Source organism: Spiractinospora alimapuensis (genome assembly GCF_018437505.1).
In the GTDB taxonomy this organism is placed as follows: Bacteria; Actinomycetota; Actinomycetes; order Streptosporangiales; family Streptosporangiaceae; genus Spiractinospora; species Spiractinospora alimapuensis.
In genome coordinates, this window is record NZ_CP072467.1 from 2,103,862 (window position 1) to 2,121,915 (window position 18,054).

General features: G+C 69.0%; 11 protein-coding genes. 9 read left to right on the forward strand and 2 right to left on the reverse strand.

The window, feature by feature from the left end; translation table 11 throughout:
• Window positions 1-582 precede the first annotated feature (582 nt).
• The gene (gene hrpA, locus J4H86_RS09650) at window positions 583-4,560 is read right to left on the reverse strand and encodes an ATP-dependent RNA helicase HrpA (protein ID WP_236543169.1); all 3,978 of its coding nucleotides are present in this window, start codon (window positions 4,558-4,560) and stop codon (window positions 583-585) included.
• Window positions 4,561-4,666: 106 nt separating this feature from the next.
• Window positions 4,667-5,719 (reverse strand): LacI family DNA-binding transcriptional regulator, encoded by a 1,053-nt coding sequence (locus J4H86_RS09655; protein ID WP_236543170.1) that lies wholly within the window; start codon window positions 5,717-5,719, stop codon window positions 4,667-4,669.
• A 433-nt stretch (window positions 5,720-6,152) separates the two neighbouring features.
• Here J4H86_RS09655 and J4H86_RS09660 point away from each other — a divergent pair, with 433 nt between their 5' ends.
• The 9 genes from J4H86_RS09660 (at window position 6,153) to J4H86_RS09700 (ending at window position 17,678) form a co-directional block, all read left to right on the forward strand.
• Window positions 6,153-7,670, forward strand: coding sequence for a sugar ABC transporter ATP-binding protein (locus J4H86_RS09660; RefSeq protein ID WP_236543171.1), 1,518 nt, complete (start codon window positions 6,153-6,155; stop codon window positions 7,668-7,670).
• Window positions 7,667-8,728, forward strand: coding sequence for an ABC transporter permease (locus tag J4H86_RS09665; protein WP_394356469.1), 1,062 nt, complete (start codon window positions 7,667-7,669; stop codon window positions 8,726-8,728). The genes J4H86_RS09660 and J4H86_RS09665 overlap by 4 nt, the downstream gene beginning before the upstream one ends.
• Entirely contained in the window at window positions 8,721-9,800 is a 1,080-nt protein-coding gene (locus J4H86_RS09670; protein WP_236543172.1) for an ABC transporter permease, read from the forward strand. The genes J4H86_RS09665 and J4H86_RS09670 overlap by 8 nt, the downstream gene beginning before the upstream one ends.
• Before the next feature lie 2 nt (window positions 9,801-9,802).
• Window positions 9,803-10,867, forward strand: coding sequence for a rhamnose ABC transporter substrate-binding protein (rhaS, locus tag J4H86_RS09675; protein WP_236543173.1), 1,065 nt, complete (start codon window positions 9,803-9,805; stop codon window positions 10,865-10,867).
• 56 nt (window positions 10,868-10,923) lie between these two features.
• Window positions 10,924-11,241, forward strand: coding sequence for an L-rhamnose mutarotase (locus J4H86_RS09680; protein WP_236543174.1), 318 nt, complete (start codon window positions 10,924-10,926; stop codon window positions 11,239-11,241).
• A gap of 87 nt (window positions 11,242-11,328) precedes the next feature.
• On the forward strand, window positions 11,329-12,495 hold the full coding sequence (gene rhaI, locus J4H86_RS09685; RefSeq protein WP_236543175.1) for an L-rhamnose isomerase: 1,167 nt from the start codon (window positions 11,329-11,331) through the stop codon (window positions 12,493-12,495).
• An 86-nt stretch (window positions 12,496-12,581) separates the two neighbouring features.
• Entirely contained in the window at window positions 12,582-14,009 is a 1,428-nt protein-coding gene (locus tag J4H86_RS09690) for a BNR repeat-containing protein (RefSeq protein ID WP_236543176.1), read from the forward strand.
• A gap of 75 nt (window positions 14,010-14,084) precedes the next feature.
• Complete coding sequence (locus J4H86_RS09695) at window positions 14,085-16,139, forward strand: bifunctional aldolase/short-chain dehydrogenase (RefSeq protein WP_236543177.1); 2,055 nt, start codon at window positions 14,085-14,087, stop codon at window positions 16,137-16,139.
• Window positions 16,140-16,223: 84 nt separating this feature from the next.
• Window positions 16,224-17,678, forward strand: a complete 1,455-nt coding sequence (locus tag J4H86_RS09700) for a rhamnulokinase (RefSeq protein ID WP_236543178.1) — start codon at window positions 16,224-16,226, stop codon at window positions 17,676-17,678.
• Window positions 17,679-18,054 lie beyond the last annotated feature (376 nt).

An 18,054-nucleotide genomic window follows, 5' to 3' on the forward strand; every position in this document is an offset into this window, starting at 1 on the left:
AACTCGCCTCGCCCGACCCGCGTGATGACGCCGGGCCCCCCACAGTGGCGCCTCGGACACACCTCGCCCGCGACGTGCGCGTCGGGGGTGTGGGGGCGCGGCCCCACGGTGCGGCGTGGGGAGTGTTCTTGAGGGCTCTCGAATGATTCGGATGAGGGAGCGGCCCTCACGACGATCCGGGACGGGCACCCGGTTGGCTGTGCGAACGGACCGACGCGACGAACGCCGTCCCGACGGTAACGAGCCCCCAACATCCCCAGCAGCGCCTCCATCAGCGCCTCCAAATGGCGCACGCACAGCGGCGCAAGAAACACGATCTTGGTCGTGACTTGTGGGTGCCGTGCCCGCCCGTCGCCCGCCCCCCACCTTTATGGGTCGCGCTTCGCACGACTGCCCCCTTCTGGAGCGAGCGGTCATCCAGTTGAACGTCTCGCCAGGCGGAGGAGGGCGGCATAGTGGGTCTCTGTCGACTGACGAGAACACAGCGAGCCGCCAACTGGGGCCGCGCAGGAGGATGTGAGATTGCCGCGCGCAGCGTGTCCGTTGTGGTGGCGGTGGGCGACGGGGGGCCGCGAATCGCACCTAGCCCCGTGCTTCGGCCATTGCGGCCCGAACGCGTTTCTCCGAGACGGTGTAGGCGGTGCCCAGGGACTGGGCGAAGAAGCTCACGCGCAGTTCCTGTACCATCCAGCGGATCTCGCGGCGCTGGTCGGCTGTCTCTGGTGGCGCGGTCTCATCCAGGCGTTGGTACTCCCGTTCGAGTTCCACGATGCGGGCGAGGTGTGTCTGGTCCCGGCGCGGGTTGTCGGCGAGCTTGTCCAGGCGGTAGCCGATGCCGTGCAGGTATCGGACGATGTCGCTGAGGCGGGCGGCTCCGGCGTTGGTCGCGAATCCGGGGGCGACCAAGTCGGCGAGTTGGCCCCGCATGTCGGTCAGTGACTGCAGGACCGTGAGGCTAGTCGAGCCGCGAAGGCGCTTGTCGAGCTTCTGCGCCGTGGCCAGGACCTTCTCCATGTCCAGGGCCACTGTGGTCAGGGTTTCCGCGAGGCCCGCCTGCACGGCGTCACGCAGGGCGGCGAAGTCGGTCGCGTTCCACACCGGTCCGCCATTGGTGGCCATGAGCTGGTCGGTCGCGGCGGACAGCGCGTCGGACAGCGCGGCGCCCGCGCCCCCCGGGTAGCCGGCCAGCGCCAGTTTGGTGCTGTTGTTCATGTGCCGTTGGACTAGGGGCACGGGTGACACGATCGACCGCAGGAGGAGGCGTCGTACCCCGGCACGGTGCGCTACGCGCTGTTCGGGTTCGGTGTCCAGCACGCGGACGGCGACGGTCCCCTGCTCCGCGGGCCCCGAGTCCTCCACCGTCAGGGCGGGGTACCCCTCGACCGGCTGACCGGCCCGCACCTGGCGCACCGTCCGAGGCAGAGTGTCGAAGTCCCACGTCTGGAGGCCGGTGCGCTCGATCCCGGGGGCGGCGGCACGTGAGACCGCTTCCCGGGTCGCCGGCTTGAGCTGGCGACGCAACACCTCCAGGTCCTTGTCCTCCCCCAGGTTCTCGCCGTCGTCGCCCTCGACCCGGAAGGTGATCCTCAGATGGTCGGGCACACGGTCCCACTGCCAGGCGTCGGCGGGGATCCGGTCGCCGGAGACACCCGAGAGCTCCCGACCGAGGACCTCGGTCAGCGGAACGTCGCCGGGGGTGAGTCCGCGCAGTACGGCGCGGGCGTGATCCGGTACCGGCACGAAGTTCCGACGGATCGGCTTGGGGAGGGACCGGATCAGCGCGGTGACCAGTTCCTCGCGCAGGCCGGGTACCTGCCAGTCGAACCCGACCGCGGTGACCTGGTTGAGCACGCGCAGCGGCACGTGGGCGGTGACGCCGTCGGCGTCGGCCCCGGGCTCGAAGGAGTAGGTGAGCGGAATCGAGAGGTCCCCCTGGTGCCAGGTGTCGGGGAAGTCCGCCTCGGTGATCTCCTCCACCGCTTCGCTGACGAGCATGTCCGTGGTGAAGGTGAGCAGCGTGGGGTTGGAGCGGCGCGCTGTCTTCCACCAGGAGTCGAAGTGGCGGGCGGAGACGACGTCGGCCGGGACGCGGCGGTCGTAGAACTCGAACAGGACCTCGTCGTCGACCCGGATGTCCCGGCGTCGCGCTCGGTGCTCGAGTTCCTCGACGTCCTCCAGCAGGCGCCGGTTGGCGGCGAAGAATTCGTGACGGGTCTCCCAGTCACCCTCCACGAGGGCGTGCCGGATGAACAGCTCCCGACAGAGGTCCGGGTCGATGGCGGAGTATGTGACCTTGCGACCGGAGACGAGGGGGATGCCGAACAGCGTGACCTTCTCGTAGGCCATGACCGCGCCCCGGCGCTTCTCCCAGTGGGGTTCGGAGTAGTTGCGCTTGACCAGGTGCGCCCCGGCCGACTCCGCCCACTCGGGTTCGATCCGGGCGACTCCCCGTCCCCACAGGCGGGTGGTTTCCACCAACTCGGCGGTCATCACCCAGCGAGGTTGTCGCTTGAACTGCGAGGACCCCGGGAAGATCGCGAACTTCGTGCCGCGCGCCCCGAGGTAGTCCTGCTTCTCCCCCTCCTTCAGCCCGACGTGCGACAGCAACCCGGTGAGGAGCGCGCGATGCACCGCGTCGCTGACGCCCTCGACGTCCTCGGTGTCCTCTCCGACGTCGACGCCCAGCGTGCGGGTGATCTCCCCGAGCTGGGCCACGAGGTCCTGCCACTCCCGAACCCGCAGGTAGTTGAGGAACTCGGTGCGGCACATCTTGCGGAACTGGTTGCCCGACAGCTCACGCTGCCGCTCCCGAAGGTAGTTCCACAGGTTGAGGTAGGCGAGGAAGTCCGACCCCCGCACCGCGAACCGTCCGTGGTACCCGTCGGCCCGCTGGCGTTGCTCCTCCGGGCGTTCCCGAGGGTCCTGGATGGTGAGTGCCGCGGCGATGACGATGACCTGTCGGGTGACCCCCGCGGCGTCACCAGCGAGGATCATGCGGGCCATCCGCGGGTCCAGGGGAAGCCGGGCGAGACTGCGCCCGACCTCGGTCAGGTGGTGCGCGATGTCGCCCCGACCGGACTCCAACGCGCCGAGTTCGTGCAGCAGCCGCATCCCGTCGGTGATGTTGCGCCGGTCCGGCGGGTCGATGAAGGGGAACTCCGCGATCTCACCCAGCCGCGCGGCCGCCATCTGCAGAATGACGGAGGCGAGGTTGGTCCGCAGGATCTCCGGGTCGGTGAACTCTGGGCGTTGGAGGAAGTCCTCCTCCGAGTACAGGCGGACGCAGATCCCGTCCGCGATCCGGCCGCTGCGACCCTTGCGTTGGTTGGCCGAGGCCTGGGAGACCGGCTCGATGGGCAGACGCTGCACCTTGGTGCGGTGGCTGTAGCGCGAGATCCGCGCCGTCCCGGGGTCGATCACGTAGTGGATCCCGGGCACGGTGAGTGAGGTCTCGGCGACGTTGGTCGCGAGCACGACACGACGCGTACCGCCCGGATGGAACACCCGCTGTTGCTGTTCCGTGGGCAGGCGCGCGTACAGCGGCAGGATCTCCACCGGCGCGCGCCACTGCGCGGTACGCCGGGTGAGCGCGTCCGCGGTGTCGCGGATCTCGCGTTCGCCGCTGAGGAACACCAGGATGTCGCCGGGCCCCTCTCGGCACAGTTCCTCGACCGCGTCCCCGATGGCCTGGGTCTGGTCCCGTTCCTCGACGGGTTCCTCTGTGTCGGTGTCGGCGTCCGCTGTCTCCGGTGTCAGCGGGCGGTACCGGACCTCGACGGGGTAGGTGCGTCCCGACACCTCCACGATGGGGGCGCCGCCGAAGTGGTCGGCGAAGCGCTCGGGGTCGATCGTCGCGGAGGTGATGATGACCTTGAGGTCCGGGCGGCGCGGCAGTAGGCGCTTCAGGTAGCCGAGGATGAAGTCGACGTTGAGGCTGCGCTCGTGCGCCTCGTCGATGATGAGGGTGTCGTAGCGCTCCAGCAGGCGATCCCGCTGGATCTCCGCCAGCAGGATGCCGTCGGTCATCAACTTGACGTTGGTGTCGCCGCCGGCGCGTTCGGTGAAGCGAACCTGGTATCCGACGGCGCCGCCGAGCCCCACGCCCAGTTCCTCGGCGACCCGTTCCGCCACGGTGCGGGCGGCCAGCCGCCGGGGTTGGGTGTGACCGATCTGCCCCAGGACCCCGCGCCCCAGCTCGAGGCACATCTTCGGGAGCTGTGTCGTCTTGCCGGAACCGGTCTCCCCGGCCACGATCACGACCTGGTTGTCACGGATGGCGGCCAGGATGTCGTCACGCTTGGCGCTGACGGGCAGCTCTTCGGGATAGGTCACCTCGGGTACGCCGGCGCGCCGTCGTTCCACCCGGTCCTGCGCCTTGTCGATCTCGGCGGCGAGAGTCTTGGTGACACCGGCCAGTTTCCGCTGGTCACGGATCTTACGGACTCCGTCGATCCGCCTCCCGAACCGGCGGCGATCGGCTAGCCCAAGCCCCTCCAAGCGCTCACGCAGCGCTCGGAGCTCCGACGTGTCAGCCCCAGCGGAGCGTGCGGATCCAGACATACCTGTACCAAGGATAGAGGTGAAGGCGACCGATCCCCGCATCATTTTTCACCCGCGAACCGCCTCTTCGGCTGCCGGCACCGGGTGGCCTGCCCGCTCCCCCGGTTCAGGAACGGCGCGCCGCGGTGGAACCACGGACGACGAGCTCGGGGGCGAAGGTGAGGCTCTGGTGCTGGTGGGCGTCGTCGCCGAACTCCGAGTGCAGCAGGCGCATGGCCGCACGGCCGAGCTCGTAGGTGGGTTGGGCGACCGTGGTGAGTCCGGGATGCACGAGGCCGGCGACGGAGATGTCGTCGTAGCCGATGAGTGAGAGGTCACGAGGGATGGACAGGCCGCGTTCGTTGAGGGCCTTGAGCAGGCCGAGCGCGAGCTGGTCGTTGGCACAGAACACGGCGCCGGGACGCCGGCTCGGTCCCCCGGCGAGCACCGCCTCCGCCGCCGCCTCCCCCGTGGCCGGGTTGAGTTGGTGCATCTCGACGACACGGATCGCGGACTCGGGGTCGACGCCGTTGCTCAGGTAGGCGTCGCGCAGGCCCTCGTAGCGACGCCGGACCTGCTGCAACCGTAGTGGTCCGCACACGAAAGTGACCTGCTCGTGTCCCAGAGCGATCAGGTGGTGTCCCGCGGCCTCGCCTCCCGCGCGATTGTCGACGCTGACGCTGCATCCCAGGACGTCGTCGACGTCGCCACGGTCGAGGACGACCCACGGGATTCCGCGGCCGCGGAGCCAGAGGAGATCGCTGAGGTCGTCGTCGATGGGCATGACCACCGCTCCGGCGGCCCTGTTCTCGGCGAGGAGTCGCAATGACCCGCGCTGTCGCTCGGCGTCCTCCGCGGAGTCGAGGAGGATGACGGTGCGCCTGTCCGTCGCCGCCTCGTCCTCCACGCCCCGGGCGACCTCGGTGAAGAAGGGATTGGTGATGTCCAGGACGACCAGGCCCACGTAGTCGCTGCGCCCCGACCGGAGGCTGCTTCCCGAGGAGTTGCGCACATAGTCGAGCTCCACGATCGCGGCCTCGACCCGTTCGCGGGTCGCGTCGGCCACGCGCTCGGGACGGTTGAGCACGTTGGACACGGTCCCCGGCGAGACCCCGGCGCGCGCGGCGACCTCGTTGATGCCCACTGGACGCCCCGACCGGGCTCCGACAGAGGACGACACGGCCACCCCCTCCACTCCCCGTGTCGCGCACCCGCGACGTCGCTCCACAACCAACACGGTCCCGGCCCGCACTCCGAATCGACGAACGTTCGCGGCGTGCGCGGCACCGAGCGAACGGCGCCACGCTGCGAACCGACACCAGTCTCCGACAGCCTGGCCCCTCCCCGCCGGATAGCGGCGCCGAGCCCGAATTAAAACGTATTAAGGCGTAGGACGAAAAGACGCCTTCCCCCGCGTCGCGCTTCACTCACACGCGTCCGGTGAGTGGTACATACCGCACCTCCACAGTCAGACATTTCGCATGATATCGGTCGTGCTATTGACCGTGCCGTGTGACCCGTCTAACGTTCCGAGGTAATTAAATCGTTTCATTCCGCTCATTGCCCACCGTGTCAGCTCGACGCGGACGGCCCGACCGGAAGAGGAGTGCGTCGTGGTCGACGAATCACCGCCGCCGCTCGCGCTGGTCGACGTGACAAAGTCCTTCGGTTCGGTTCGAGCCCTGTGCGGACTGTCCCTGGAGTTGGCTCCCGGCGAGATCCACGCGCTGGTCGGTGAGAACGGCGCGGGCAAGTCCACGCTCGTCAAGACCATCGCGGGTGTACACGAGCCCGACACCGGCACGGTCGTAGTGGATGGACGTCCCACACGTTTCGGTGGCCCCGCGGACGCCCAACGGGCCGGTGTGGCCGTCATCTACCAGGAACCAACCCTCTTCCCGGACCTGTCGGTCGCCGAGAACATCTTCATGGGGCGCCAGCCGCTGCGCGCCGCCCGCCTCATCGACAAGCGCCGCATGCGCCGAGAGGCGGCGGAGCTCTTCACCCGACTCGGCGTCTCCCTCGACCCCAACCGTCCCGCGCGGGGTCTGTCGATCGCCGACCAGCAACTCGTCGAGATCGCGAAGGCACTCTCCCTCAACGCCCGTGTTCTCGTCATGGACGAACCCACCGCGGCGCTCTCGGGCGTGGAGGTGCGGCGTCTGTTCTCGGTCGCCCGGGCACTGCGCGACAACGGTGCCGCCGTCCTCTTCATCTCGCACCGCTTCGACGAGGTGTTCGCGTTGAGCGACCGCATCACGGTGGTGCGGGACGGCGCCCACATCTCCACCCACCTCACCCCCGAGGTCGACGTGGACACGCTCATCCGCCACATGGTGGGCCGCGACGTCACCACGCTGTTCCCGCGGCGCGACTCCCTCGACGCGGAGGCGGAGGTGTTACTGGACGTCGCGGGGCTGACCCGTCACGGGTCGTTCGCCGACGTCACCTTCCGAGTGCGCAGCGGGGAGATCGTGGCTCTCGCCGGACTGGTCGGAGCTGGGCGCAGCGAGGTCGTCCGCGCGGTGTTCGGAGTGGACGGCTACGACAGCGGGACCGTGCACGTCCGCGGCGAGGCGCTGCCCCGAGGGCGTCCCTCCACGGCGATGCGCTCGGGCATGGCTCTCGTTCCCGAGGACCGGCGGCAGCAGGGCCTCGTGATGGACCTCTCCGTGCAGCGGAACGCGACGATGACCAGACGGCGTGCCCTCAGTCGCCTGGGCGTGCTGTGGTCGTCGGTCGAGCGGGACGCCGCGCGGGAGTGGGCCGTTCGCCTCCAGGTGAAGGCCGCCCGGCTGACTGACGCGGTGTCCACGCTCTCCGGTGGCAACCAGCAGAAGGTCGTCCTCGCCAAGTGGCTCGCGACCGAACCTTGGGTCCTCCTCATCGACGAGCCGACACGCGGTATCGACGTCGGCACCAAGGCGGAGGTCCACCGGCTGCTGTCGGAGCTCGCCGCGGACGGACTCGCCGTGGTGATGGTGTCCAGTGAGCTCCCGGAGGTGCTCGGGATGGCCGATCGTGTGCTGGTGATGCACGAAGGACGCGTCACCGCCGAACTCGACCGCGACGAGGCCACCGAGTCCGCGATCATGTACGCGGCGACCGGGAGCGAGGAGGCCCCCGCGTGACGCTCTCCGTCCCTCCGACCGAACCGGCGGGAAATCCCGCCGACGACGAAGTCGTCGTTCGGGACACCGGACGCGGCTGGCCGCGGCTGCCGCGGTTCCGCGAGCTCGGGGTCCTCATCGCGGTCGTGGTGCTCGTTCTCGGCACCTGGCTGTACAACCCGCTCTTCCTCTCCACCCAGGGCACGCGGGACCTCCTCCTCGGTGCCACCCTGCTGGCGATCCTCGCGGTGGGGCAGTCCATGGTGCTGATCACCAGAAACGTGGACCTGTCCGTGGGGTCGGTCCTGGGGCTGTCCGCCTACACGACGAGCGTGGTCTTCGTCGCGGCTCCCGGCCTCCCCGTGGCCGTCGTGATGCTGGTCGGTGTCCTCGTCGGCATCGTGTGTGGAGTCGTCAACGGCGCGCTGGTCACGGCCGTCCGGGTTCCGGCGCTCGTCGTCACTCTGGGAACTCTGTACGTGTTCCGGGGATTCACGCACTGGTGGGCCGACGGTGGGCAGGTGAACGCGCACGACATGCCGTCGGGGTTCCTACGGCTCGGCCAGGTCAGCGTCCTCGGCGTGCCCGCGCCAACGGTGATCGCGATGTTGGTGGTGGTGGCCGCGGGGGTGTACCTGAGTAACTTCCGCGGCGGGCGGGACCTCTACGCCATCGGCTCCGAGCCGGCCGCCGCGCGTCTCTCCGGTATCCCGGTGGGGCGCCGTGTTCTCGCCGCGTTCGCCGTCAACGGCGCGCTCGCGGGACTCGCGGGCGTTCTCTTCGCCGCACGGTTCGGCACGGTCGACTCGACCGTCGGGATGGGCCTCGAACTGGAGGTCGTCGCCGCGGCGGTGGTCGGCGGCGTGGCGATCTTCGGCGGTGTGGGCTCGGTCTACGGCGCCGCCCTGGGGGCGGTGCTGCTCACGACCGTGACCTCGGCGCTGCCCGTTCTGCGGATCGACCAGTTCTGGCAACAGGCCGTGGTGGGCCTGCTGATACTCGCGGCGATCGGCCTGGACCGCCTCCTCGCCGCACGGGCCGAACGCCAAACGCGAGGGGGGCGATCACGTGGTGCGTGACCGTGGAGCGAGGTACGGAACGACGACACGTGGCAGCCGGTTGCGGTCCGGCCTGTCGCTGCGGGAGACACCCCTGCTCGCGGCGTTGGCGCTGGCCGTCCTCGCCGCGTCGTTCCTCGTGGAGAACTTCGCGACGGGACGCAACGTCAGTTTCCTGGTCCTGAGTGTCGCGGCGATCGCGCTGATGGCACTTCCGCTGACCCTGATCGTGATCACCGCGGAGATCGACCTGTCCGTCGCCAGCACGCTGGCGTTGAGCAGCGCGGTCATGGGCACCCTGTGGACGTCGGGGATGCCCATGGAGACGATCATCGTGATCTGCCTCGGCGTGGGCGTGGCCGCCGGATCCCTCAACGCGGTTCTGGTGACCGTGGCCGGACTTCCGTCACTCGCCGTCACGATCGGCACGATGGCTCTGTACCGCGGTCTGTCCTACGTCCTCCTCGGTGACGAGGCGGTGGCGAGCTACCCCCGTTCCTGGGTCGCGGGTGCCCGCGCCCCCGTGCCAGGAACCGACGTCCCCTGGATCGCGTTCGCGATCGCGGTCCTGGCCGTCGGCTTCGCCGTGGTGTTGCACGCGACGGCGTTCGGACGGTCCCTGTACGCGATCGGCGCCAACCCCGAGGCGGCCCGCTTCTCCGGCATCGACGTGACGCGGACCAAGTTCGGACTGTTCGTTCTGAGTGGCCTCGTGTCCTCGGCCGCCGGAGTCTTCTGGACACTGCAGTACGGGACGTCGCGCGCCGACACGGCGTTCGGCCTCGAACTCCAGGTCGTGGCCGCCGTACTCCTGGGTGGGGTGTCCATCTTCGGGGGCGTGGGGACCGTCGTGGGCGTCGCGAGCGGGGTTCTCCTGCTCGGGGTCATCCGCAACGCGCTCTCCCTGTACGGCGTCTCCAGCGATGTCCTCATGATCGTCACCGGTTTCCTTCTGGTGGCGTCCGTCGTCGCCCCCAATCTCGTCGCCACGCTTCGGCGCCACGTCCACCGGTCTCCGCCCGATCTGGGTCCCGCCCACACTCCCGGCGACCCGGTGGTCCCGACGCGATCCACCCCAACCGAGAGGTACTAGTCATGTCCGAGCTCCTCCGACGGACCAGTCTGGTGGCTGGCTCCCTGACGTTCCTGACTCTCACGGCCGCCTGTGGCGGAACCACCATCGACGACGCGCCTGAGGACGACGCCGCGGGCCCCGCGGGTGACGCGGACCCCGACGCCGAGATCCCCGAGGGTCTCGCGATCGACTTCCTCCCCAAGCAGCTCAACAACCCCTACTTCGACGTCGTGCTGGAGGGCGGCGCGGCCGCCGTGGAGGACGTGGGAGGTGAGTTCACCGAACGCGGGGGTACCGAGGCGACCGCGGACTCCCAGATCGAGTACATCAACGCGGCCAGCCAGGCCCAGTCCGACGTGATCGTGATCGCGGCCAACGATCCGGACGCCGTCTGTCCCTCCTTGGACGAGGCCCGGGACGCGGGCGCGGTGGTCGTCGGCTTCGACTCCGACGCGAACTGCACCGACGTCTTCATCAACCAGTCGTCCGCGCAGATGATCGGCGAGGCGCAGGTGGAGATGGTCGCGGACCAGATCGGGGGCTCCGGACAGATCGCCGTCCTCTCGGCGACGCCCAACGCGACGAACCAGAACACCTGGATCGAGGTGATGGAGGAGGAACTGGAGAAGGACGAGTACTCGGATGTCGAACTGGTCGAGGTCGTCTACGGCAACGACGACGACCAGGAGTCCTTCTCCGAGATGCAGGGACTGATGTCCACCCATCCCGACCTGGACGGAGTGGTCTCACCGACCACCGTGGGCCTCGCGGCGGCCGCGCGCTACCTCAGCGACTCCGAGTACCAGGGGGAGGTCGCGCTCACCGGCTTGGGCAACCCGAACCAGATGCGCGAGTTCGTCCACGACGGCACCGTGACCGAGTTCGCTCTCTGGGACCCGCAGAACCTCGGCTACCTGGCCGGCTACGCCGGCGCCGCGCTGGCGGCCGGCCAGATCACCGGGGCCGAGGGCGAGACCTTCGAGGCCGGCGAACTCGGTGAGTACGAGGTCGGCGCGGACGGGGAGATCGTGCTCGGACCACCGACCGTCTTCGGCGAGAGCAACGTCGACGACTTCGACTTCTAGAACGCCGGGGGGCGGGCCACCGTCCCCACCTCTCGATCGCACGGAGCGACGCCACCATGCAACGTGTCTGTTTCCTTCTCACGGTCCATCCCGACCGGCTCGACGACTACGAGCGTCGTCACGCGGAGGTCTGGCCGGAGATGCGCGCCGCGCTACGGGAGGCCGGCTGGCACAACTATTCGCTGTTTTCCCGCGGTGACGGCACGATCATCGGCTATCTGGAGACCGACGACTTCGACGCCGCCCGGGAGGCGATGGCGCGCGTCGAGGTCAACACGCGCTGGCAGGCGGAAATGGCGCCCTTCTTCCAGGGAATCGACGGAAACCCGGACGAGGCGATGTCCCCCCTCCGGGAGATCTTCCACCTGGATTGATCCGCGGGGATCGCAGCACCGCCCCACCCGCACTCTCCCTGATTCGCCCGCCGCACGCGCACAGCTTTGACCGAAAGGACCACGACAATGCCCGACCAGGAAACCGTGACCGACGCCCTCCGCCGCCAGGAGATCGAACTGCCATCCTGGGCGTTCGGCAACAGTGGAACTCGGTTCAAGGTTTTCAACCAGGCAGGTGTCCCCCGCACCCCCGAGGAGAAGATCGCCGACGCTGCCCAGGTGCACGTATTCACCGGCCTCGCCCCCCGTGTGTCCCTGCATATTCCCTGGGATCGGGTTCAGGACTACGGGGCGCTGGCAGAGCACGCACGGGACCTCGGAGTGGGCCTGGGGACGATCAACGCCAACGTCTTCCAGGATGACGACTATCGGCTGGGCAGCGTGACCAACGCCGACCGCGCGGTGCGGCGCAAGGCCGTCGACCACCTGCTCGAGTGCGTCGACATCATGGACGCCACCGGCTCCCGCGACCTCAAGCTGTGGTTCTCCGACGGCACGAACTATCCCGGCCAGGATGACCTGCGGGCGCGGCAGGACCGTCTGGCCGACGCCCTCGCGGAGGTCTATGCCCGGCTCGGTCCGCACCAGCGCATCCAACTCGAGTACAAGCTGTTCGAGCCCGCCTTCTACGCGACCGACGTGCCCGACTGGGGTGCCTCGTTCGCGCACTGCCTGAAGCTTGGCGACCGGGCCAAAGTGTGCGTGGACACCGGCCACCACGCCGCGCACACCAACATCGAGTTCATCGTCATGTTCCTGCTGCGGGAGGGCAGGCTGGGCAGCTTCGACTTCAACTCGCGCTTCTACGCCGACGACGACCTCATGGTCGGAGCGGCGGACCCGTTCCAGCTCTTCCGCGTTCTGCACGAGGTCGTACGCGGCGGCGGGTACGACGCTGACTCCGAGGTCGTCTTCATGCTCGACCAGTGCCACAACATCGAGCCGAAGATCCCCGCGCAGATCCGGTCGGTACTCAACGTGCAGGAGGCCACCGCCAAGGCGCTCCTGGTGGACGCCGAAGCGCTGGACACCGCACAACGGTCCGGCGACGTACTGGGCGCCAACGCCGTCCTGATGGACGCCTACAACACCGACGTACGTCCCCTCCTCGCGGAGCTCCGCGAGGAACAGGGGCTCGACCCCGACCCCATGGCGGCGTTCGCGCGGTCAGGGTATCTCGACGCCATCGCCGCGGAACGCGTCGGCGGCCAGCCAGCAGGATGGGGTGCCTGATGCCCGGCGGTAACCATGCCCACGAACATGAATCGACCTCCCATGACCGGCGGCGTCGCCGCCTTCCCGGCCACACGATCGCGGGCGTGCTCGCGGCCGTACTCGGGTTCTTCGCGGCGCCCCCCACGCACGCCGACACCGCACCTGAATCCAGCGGCGCACCGTCCAACGCGGGCGTCCACATCGAACCGCTGGGTACGACCACACTGGATGACAACGCCATCTTCTTCGTGTCCTTCGACGGGCTGGTCAACAACGCGTCGTACCAACAGTCGGGGATTCTCACGCATGAGGGGTACCAGTACGCGGCGTGGTGGACCGAGAACCGGAGCCCCGTTCTCGCGCGCCGCCCAACCTCTGACAACAGTGAAACACGACCGTGGGAGACCCTGGAACTCGACCACGAACTCACCCAGGACAACTCCCACAACACCATCTCCCTGGGGATCTCGGTCAACGATGGGCGCCTGCACGTCGGGATGGACACCCACAACAATCCGATCTTCTACACGCGCTCAGAGGAGAACCTGCTCGACGGCGACACCGCCTGGGACGCCGAGAGCTTCGAGCCCATCACGCGGGACCTCCTCGGACTCGACCTTGGCTCGATGACCTACCCACGATTCGTCCCCACACCCGAGGGAGACCTGCAGTTCAACTTCCGCACCGGCCAATCGGGGAACGGCACGCAGGAACTCGCGGAGTACTCGGATGGTCAGTGGACCCACCTCGGCGGATGGACGTCTCCTGAGGGGGAGTATCGCGCCAACGGCAGTGTCAGTGACTCTCGCAATGCCTACCTGCATGGGCTTCACTACGACCAGGCCGGTCGTCTCCACGCCGCGTTCACGTGGCGGGAGACGGCGGTGGGAGGCGACATCCTCTGTCACCCCGGTGGGTTGAGCAACCACGACACGGGCTACGTGTACTCCGATGATCGGGGACGTACCTGGCACACCGGCGATGGCGCGACCGCCGCCGTGACGGGAACCAGCACCCGGGTATCGGTGGACACCGCGAACCACGTGGTGGATCGGCTGGAACTCGACTACGCCCTGATGAACCAGGAGTCGCAGGCGACCGACTCCCACGGCGACCCCCACGTCATGATCAGCTACCGACCGGGACGGTTCGGCCACTGCTCCACTGACTTCGTGGGCGACCGTGAGGACAACGGTCGTGTCTTTCATCTGTGGCGTGGCCCGGACGACACGTGGCGGAAGACAGAGTTGCCTGAACCCCTGGCCGCGTTCGGACGCAGTCAGCTGGTCATGACTCCCGACGACACGGCCTACGCGGTGTTGCCCTACGGCCGGATCATGGCCGCGACCGCCGATTCGGGATGGTCCGACTGGTCCATGGTCCACGACGGTTCGGACATGAACGCCTTCGGCGAGGTGCTTGTCGACCGGTCCCGCGTCGAGAGCGACGGGGTGCTCAGCGTCATGTATCAGGAGCCCGGAGGCGGCTCGGGGGCATCGCCGCTGCGGGTCGCCGATTTCCGACTGGAGTGACCTCCGAGCCGAGACCCGCCGACACGAGCACTCGGCGGGACCACACTTCACACGGGGAAAGGACGTGACCGATCAATGGCGACCCATCCCGAGGTCCACGCGCTACTGGAACGATCGCACCGCCTGGGCGCCGACCCGCGGAACACGAACTACGCGGGCGGGAACGCGTCGGCGAAGGGGCGGGAGACCGATCCGGTCACGGGTACACCGGTGGAGCTCATGTGGGTCAAGGGTTCGGGGGGAGACCTCGGGACCTTGACCGAATCCGGACTCGCGGTCCTGCGCGTGGATCGGATACGTGCTCTCCAGGACGTCTATCCGGGCGTGGACAGGGAGGACGAGATGGTGGCCGCGTTCGACCACTGCCTGCACGGCAGGGGTGGCGCCGCCCCGTCCATCGACACCGCGATGCACGGCCTCGTGGACGCCAACCATGTCGATCACCTGCACCCGGACTCCGGGATCGCCCTGGCCTGCGCCGCCGACGGCGAGGCTCTGACCCGAGAGTGTTTCGGTGACCGGGTGGCGTGGGTGCCGTGGCGTCGTCCCGGGTTCCAACTCGGGCTGGACATCGCGACGATCCGGCGGGAGCACCCCGACGCCGTCGGCGTCATTCTCGGTGGACACGGAGTCACGGCATGGGGTGACACCTCGGAGGAGTGCGAACGCAACTCGCTGACGATCATCCGTGAGGCCGAACGCTTCATCGCCGACCGCGCGGCCCGCGAGGAGTCCGCGGGCCACCCGCTCGGTGCGGTGGTCCCTGGCTTCGAACCACTCCCCGGACCCGAGCGGCACGCACGGGCCGCGGCGCTCTTCCCCGTCATCCGCGGCCTGGCGTCGACGGACTCCCCTCAGGTCGGGCACTTCACCGACTCCGGCCCGGTGCTGGACTTCCTGAGCCGGAGCGCCCACCCCCGCCTCACCGCGCTGGGCACCTCCTGCCCGGACCACTTCCTGCGCACCAAGGTGCGTCCGCTGGTGATCGACCTTCCCGCCGACGCCGCCCTCGATGACGTGACGGACCGCCTCCGCGCGCTCCACGCCGCCTATCGCGAGGAGTACACGGCCTACTACCAGCGTCACGCCACCGAGGACTCACCCGCGATGCGGGGCGCCGACCCCGCGATCGTGCTGGTTCCGGGGGTCGGCATGTTCTCCTTCGGCAGGAACAAGCAGACGGCACGCGTAGCCGGAGAGTTCTACCTCAACGCCATCAATGTCATGCGCGGAGCCGAGACCGTCTCCACCTACGCGCCCATCGACGAGGCCGAGAAGTTCCGGATCGAGTACTGGTCCCTGGAGGAGGCCAAGCTCCGTCGGATGCCCGCGCCGTCACCGCTCGCGACCCGCGTCGCTGTCGTCACCGGCGGCGGATCGGGGATCGGTCGGGCCACCGCGCGACGCCTCGCTCGCGAGGGTGCCTGTGTCGTCGTCTGCGACAAGGACGGGGACGCGGCCGCCACCGTCGCGGCCGAACTCGGTGGTCCGGACGTCGCCCTGTCCGTCCGGATGGACGTCACGAACGAGGGGGAGATCACCGACGGCCTTCGACGCGCCGTGCTCGCCTTCGGCGGCGTGGACCTCGTCGTCAACAACGCGGGCCTGTCCCTCTCCCACTCCCTCCTCGACACCTCGGCCGCGACCTGGGACCTGCAGCACGACGTGATGGCACGCGGCTCCTTCCTGGTGTCCAGGGAGACGGCCCGGATCATGGTGGCGCAGGGCATGGGAGGCGACATCGTCTACGTCGCGAGCAAGAACGGCGTGTTCGCCGGACCGAGGAACGTGGCCTACGGCGCCGCGAAGGCCGACCAAGCGCACCAGGTCCGGCTTCTCGCGGCGGAGCTGGGGGAACACCAAATCCGTGTGAACGGGGTGAACCCCGACGGAGTCGTACGGGACTCCGGCATCTTCGCCGGCGGGTGGGGAGCACAACGGGCGAAGGTCTACGGCGTCGAGGAGGAACGACTCGGCGAGTTCTACGCACAGAGGACCTTGCTCAAGCGCGAGGTCCTGCCCGAACACGTCGCCAACGCGGTGTTCGTGTTGACGGCCGGGGAGCTCTCGCACACGACGGGACTCAACGTCCCGGTGGACGCCGGCGTCCCCGCCGCCTTCCTGCGCTGACCCGACGAACCCCGCGGCACCGGCACGACGCCCGTGTCAGCGGCATCCCCGTGGAAAGCGGGGTCTCCGAGCGGAAGGGACGCCGTGTCCTCCACCCATTCCTTCGCCGCCGTCGACCTGGGTGCGTCCAGCGGCCGTGTCGTCGTCGGGGAGGTCGGTACGCGGACGTTGACGATGACGCAGCGGCACCGGTTCCCCAACGGGCCCGTCCGGCTGCCGGACGGCCTCTTCTGGGACCTCACCGGGCTCTACCGTTCCGTGCTCCACGGGCTTTCCCGTGCCCGACAGGACGGCCCGGTGTCGATCGGGGTCGACGCCTGGGGCGCCGACTACGGACTGTTGGACGCGCGGGGAGGGCTGCTCGGACTCGTCCACCACCACCGGGATCCCAGAACCGAGGAGGTCGCGTCGGAGGTCGTGCGCCGCGTCGGAGCCGACGAACTCTACGGCGTCAACGGGACCCAGTTCCTCCCGTTCAACACGATCTTCCAGCTCGCGGCGGCGCACGGAACCCCGCAACTCCGGAACGCCGACTCCTTGCTCCTGGTACCGGATCTCGTCGCCTACTGGCTCACCGGCTCGGTCGGAGCGGAGATCACCAACGCCTCCACCACCGGACTGCTGGACGTCGCGGAGCGTCGGTGGAGTCCCTGGCTGGCCGACGTCGCGGCCGTGGAGCCGGAACTCCTGGCACCGCTGCGCGAGCCGGGGACGACCATCGGGCCGCTCCTGCCGGAGGTCAGCGCGGAGACCGGCCTGTGGGAGACGTCCGTGACGTCGGTGGCCTCCCATGACACCGCGTCGGCGGTGGCCGCCGTTCCGGCGTTGTCCCCCGACTTCGCCTACATCTCCTGTGGAACCTGGTCTCTGGTGGGAGTTGAACTCCCGTCGCCGCTCCGAACCGAGGACGCCCGGGCCGCGAACTTCACCAACGAGCTCGGGTTGGACGCGACGACCCGCTTCCTGCGCAACGTGATGGGAATGTGGTTGGTGCAGGAGTGCGCCCGCCACTGGGACCTGGACGAGTCGGAGATTCCGACGCTGGTCCGGGCCGCCGCGGCGGAGCCCCCACGAGTGTCGCTGATCGACGCCGGTGACCCCGGGTTCCTCACTCCAGGGGAGATGCCCGCACGGATCGCCCGCTTCTGCGCGGAGACGGACCAGCCGGTCCCGACCAGCCGAGCCGCCGTGACCCGCTGTGTCCTCGACAGCTTGGCGTTGGCGCACCGGGTGGGGGTGCTGACCGCGATGCGGCTGACGGATCGGGACGTGCGGACGGTGCACATCGTGGGGGGTGGCGCACGCAACACTCTTCTCTGCCAGCTCACCGCGGACGCGCTGGGTCTTCCGGTGCTCGCCGGTCCGGCCGAGGCGACCGCCATCGGCAACGTGCTGGTGCAGGCGCGGGCCAGCGGCGTCCTGGGCGACCTCCCCAGCCTGCGGCGACTGGTGGCGACGACGCAGGAGGTCCGGCGCTTCGAGCCGCGTGGAACCACCACTCCCTGGGTCGACGCCGCACGACGCCTCGGCCTGGAGTGAACGGCGACGGATGCCCACGCGTGCCTTTCCGCCCTTACAGTGATTTCACGGGGCACCGGAAAGGCTGTGTGCGAACGGAACGCGCACAGCGGGGGTGGACGCCGCCGTTAAGCGAACAACACGAACAGGACGCGCGTCGACGTGACGATCCGGGGAGATCGCGACTCGTCGCACACGTGCGCACGCGCTAAGGTACAAGGAACGCCGTCACCTGGGCGAGCCCCCCGGTGCTCCCCCACGGTGTGAGGTGAACCGGCCAGGTGTTCCTGAACACCGTGGCTCGTTCCGGCCCCGGCGGGCCCCTCCCCGCCTCCGTCGGACCGTATCGGGGTCAACGGGACGCTGGTGAGGCTCCAGTAGGCGCGCACACGCCCGT

Bases quoted from the DNA above. Each gene is read 5' to 3' on its own strand.
- rhaS (WP_236543173.1), top strand. From the start codon at position 9,803: ATGTCCGAGCTCCTCCGACGGACCAGTCTGGTGGCTGGCTCCCTGACG.
- J4H86_RS09680 (WP_236543174.1), top strand. From the start codon at position 10,924: ATGCAACGTGTCTGTTTCCTTCTCACGGTCCATCCCGACCGGCTCGAC.
- hrpA (WP_236543169.1), bottom strand. From the start codon at position 4,560: ATGTCTGGATCCGCACGCTCCGCTGGGGCTGACACGTCGGAGCTCCGA.
- rhaI (WP_236543175.1), top strand. From the start codon at position 11,329: ATGCCCGACCAGGAAACCGTGACCGACGCCCTCCGCCGCCAGGAGATC.
- J4H86_RS09695 (WP_236543177.1), top strand. From the start codon at position 14,085: ATGGCGACCCATCCCGAGGTCCACGCGCTACTGGAACGATCGCACCGC.